3 protein-coding genes and 1 pseudogene are annotated in these 3,266 nt (G+C 67.2%); 1 reads left to right on the top strand and 3 read right to left on the bottom strand.

Going from position 1 to position 3,266, the window contains the following annotated elements; all coding sequences use genetic code 11:
* Positions 1-412: 412 nt before the first annotated feature.
* Positions 413-787 (top strand): hypothetical protein, encoded by a 375-nt coding sequence (locus VMD50_RS05820; RefSeq protein WP_325425754.1) that lies wholly within the window; start codon positions 413-415, stop codon positions 785-787.
* A 389-nt stretch (positions 788-1,176) separates the two neighbouring features.
* Here the strand turns inward: VMD50_RS05820 and VMD50_RS05815 are convergent, their stop codons facing one another.
* The 3 genes and pseudogenes from VMD50_RS05815 to VMD50_RS05805 all read right to left on the bottom strand — a co-directional run.
* Complete coding sequence (locus VMD50_RS05815) at positions 1,177-1,473, bottom strand: hypothetical protein (RefSeq protein ID WP_325425752.1); 297 nt, start codon at positions 1,471-1,473, stop codon at positions 1,177-1,179.
* 73 nt (positions 1,474-1,546) lie between these two features.
* Positions 1,547-2,752, bottom strand: coding sequence for an acyl-CoA dehydrogenase family protein (locus VMD50_RS05810; RefSeq protein WP_325425750.1), 1,206 nt, complete (start codon positions 2,750-2,752; stop codon positions 1,547-1,549).
* A 162-nt stretch (positions 2,753-2,914) separates the two neighbouring features.
* Positions 2,915-3,266, bottom strand: a pseudogene (locus tag VMD50_RS05805) (acyl CoA:acetate/3-ketoacid CoA transferase); the annotation flags it as partial.

Raw genomic sequence — 3,266 nt, 5'->3', positions numbered from 1 at the left:
AGATCAGGCCCAGCCTGAACTCGCGCGCAGTCACATTCCGCGATCGGGTTGCCGGGACGCCAGCATGACCCCGATTGCAGCGCAAACGGCAATGAGTGTCTAATTTGGCGAAATAGTTTTACCGACATGGTTTCCCGACACTGTTACGCACCGGGTGCCGTACCGCGCGCTGCCGCGCACCTGTGTAGGGTTAACGATCATTTCCCCTACACCACTGAACGACCCTTAGCATTCACTCCTGCTGCCGGTCAGTACCGGGAGTGCAGCCCTTACCGCCACCGGCACGATGAGGGGTGCGGTTACCTCACCGGGTCGCGGACAACCCCGGCCTCCGACGCGCTGCCACAGACGCGGGCGGGGAATGATCGCGCGGTGACACATGACCCGCACACCCGGGAAAGGACACGACCTGATGACCGAACGGCACAACACCCCGGCCGGCTTCGCCGGCCTCATCCCGCTGTGGACCAGTCAGCTGCGCCAGATTACCGAGGGGCTGGCCGGCACGGCCGGGCTCAGCGACCCGGTCCTGCCGCAGGCCGTGCCGTCGCTGCAGGGCCTGCCGCACCCCGGCGCCCTGTCCGCGGCGCAGTTGAACCTCATCGCCAGCAGCGTCGCCGCGCAGCGGCAGAGCATCGCCGCGATGCAAGCCCAGCTGAGGGCATTCGACGAGCAGCTTGCGATGCTGCAGGAGATCCTCGGCCCCCTCACCGAGTGGAGCAAGACCTGGGCGGAATTCGAAGCCCTGGCGATGAACACGCGCCGTGAGGCGGGGCCGGAGGGCTAGCCCGAACCTGGGGCCGCTTGCGATACTCCCCTCGCCTGTAGGGCACAGGGCCCGCGACCCGGCGGGCTGTTCTCGGGGGAGTTTTAGACGAGTTTTGGAACGCAGAAGCTGGCCCGTGGGGCTGCTTGAGCAACCGTCTCACAAACGGCCGTTATCTAACGCCAGTCTCAGGGCGTCCATGACGTACCTGCCGGAAGGTAGGGTCCAGGTCGATATAGCTTCCGGCTGGGCTGACACGGGGAGCTCAGCGGCTTGTCGCGGCGCTCGCCGCATCGCCAAGGGGACCCCGCCGACGCGAGCGTCACCGCTCATGCCGGCGGGAGCCGCGCAGCATGGCAGGAACGATGACCCGCCGGCCCTACCGTGCCCGGCCGGGCACGGCGCGGCCGCTACGTGGCGTCCCGGCCGGGCAACCCGCGCAGCGCGCCGGCGAACTGCCGGGTGAAATCGGCCTGTGCGTTGAGCATCGCTGCCAGCCAGTCCACCTGGCTGACCGGTGAGCCCGTCGCGAGCTTGCGCTGCTGCTCAGCCACTTGTTCTAGCCAGCGCACATAGCCATCGAGCATCTCGCGGCCGGCCTTGGCTGCCGTCTGCAAGATCTGCTCATTGATCGCACGCGCGCGTTCCACTGCCTGCTGAAGCGACTCCTCAGGCGAGGTGGTCCCCGCCGTCTTCTCGTCTGCCATCTGGTACTCCTTTCCGGGAAGGGCTGATATGCATATCTTCGGGAGCCGGCGGTTACGCCTGACGCGGATCGGGTCAGGTGAAGGCGCCCAGCCCGGTGATGTCGCGGCCGACCAGGAGGGCCTGGATCTCGGCGGTGCCCTCGTAGGTGAGCAGGGCCTCCATGTCGCACATGTGGCGGATCACGTGGAAATCCAGCAGGATCCCGTTGCCGCCGAGGATGTCGCGGGCCATCCGGCACACATGACGGGCCTTGACCGTGCAGAAGTACTTGGCCAGCGAGGCCATCGTGTCGCTCATCTTTCCGTCGTCGATCAGCCGGCCGAGGCGGATGCAGTAGAGCTGCATGGCGGTGACCTCGCCGAGCATCTCCACCAGCATCGCCTGGATCATCTGGTTCTTCGCGATCGGCCGGCCGAACTGCTTGCGCCGCTGGGCGTAGGTCAGGGCGATGTCGTAGGCGGCGACCCCGTGCCCGGCCGAGGCCCAGGCCACGACGTTGCGGGTGCCCCTGAGCACCCGGGCGGCGTCGGCGAAGGAGCGGCAGTTCGCCAGCCGGGCATCCTCGGAGACACGGCAGTCGGTCAGGGTGATGTCCGCGTTCTGCACCATCCGCAGCGCGACCTTGCCGGTGATCTTGGACGCGGCATAGCCGGGGTTGTCCTTGTCCACCACGAACGCCTTGACCTGCCCGTCCTGGGTGTCGCGGGCGTAGACGACGATCAGGTCGCACCACACGGCGTTGCCGATCCAGCGCTTGCGGCCGTTGAGCACCCAGCCGCTGCCGTCGCGCCGGGCAGTGGTCTCCAGGGCGACCGAGTCGGACCCGTGCTCGGGCTCGGTGAGCGCGAACGCGCCGATCTGCTCCATCCTGGCCATCGCCGGCAGCCACCGCTGCTTCTGCTCCTCCGAGCCGAGCAGGTAGATCGACTGCATCGCCAGCCCCACGTGCACGCCCAGGAACGTGCCGAGGCTGCCGTCGACACGGCTGACCTCATACATCACCAGCCCCGCGCCGACCGCCGACATCGGCGTGGTGCCGTAGCCCGCCATCGTGTCGCCGACGATGTTCAGCCCGGCCAGCTTGGGCACCAGCTCGAACGGGAACTCGTCCCGCTCCCAGTACGAGCTGGCGACCGGCAGGATCTCGGCTTCGGCGAACTTCCGCACCTTGTACAGCAGCCCCAGCTCTTCCTGGGTCAGCTGGTCTTTCATCAGGTAGTAATCGGTCTCCCGGGCGAGCCCGATGTCCTGCGCCAGCTCGGTGACTGTTGTCGTCATGCCGATCCCTCCTGTTGTAATCCCCGGAAACGTAACGCGGCCGGGTCGCCTTGTCGAGGTGCCCGGCGACAACGACCGGGGCCGGCCGGGGTCATCTGGCACATCTGGTCCTGCCGTCCGGCCGCGGCGTGCGCGTCGTCGCGCGGGCCGGCGGGACCTTGGTTACTCCTGGCGTGGCACGGTGGTGCGTACGGCGCCTGCGGCTTCGTCTTCGGATTCGTAGATGTGCGGCGCGACGCCGCGTGATTCGAGCGCGGCGCCGAGTTTGGCGCGCATGAACGCGCTGGTGGTGAACCGGGTGACGCCGTGGAAGTAGGTGTCGCCCATTTCCTGCACGCCGTCGAGGTAGGCGTCTTCCAGGTCGCTGTCGAGGTCGAAGCCGTCGTAGTTGACCACGGCGTAGACCTTGTGGCCGAGCGGCCCGCAGATCTGCCTGATCTTGGCTAGGACATCCTCGATTACCGTCATCGACTTGACCTGGAGGTCTTCGAAGTTCAGGTAGAGGATGTTGCGC

Origin of the sequence: Mycobacterium sp. (genome assembly GCF_035506235.1) — a bacterium.
Classification (GTDB): domain Bacteria; phylum Actinomycetota; class Actinomycetes; order Mycobacteriales; family Mycobacteriaceae; genus Mycobacterium.
Note: the sequence above shows the minus strand (reverse complement) of the source record. Positions and strands in the feature narration are given on the sequence as shown.

Bases quoted from the DNA above. Each gene is read 5' to 3' on its own strand.
- VMD50_RS05820 (WP_325425754.1), top strand. From the start codon at position 413: ATGACCGAACGGCACAACACCCCGGCCGGCTTCGCCGGCCTCATCCCG.
- VMD50_RS05815 (WP_325425752.1), bottom strand. From the start codon at position 1,473: ATGGCAGACGAGAAGACGGCGGGGACCACCTCGCCTGAGGAGTCGCTT.
- VMD50_RS05810 (WP_325425750.1), bottom strand. From the start codon at position 2,752: ATGACGACAACAGTCACCGAGCTGGCGCAGGACATCGGGCTCGCCCGG.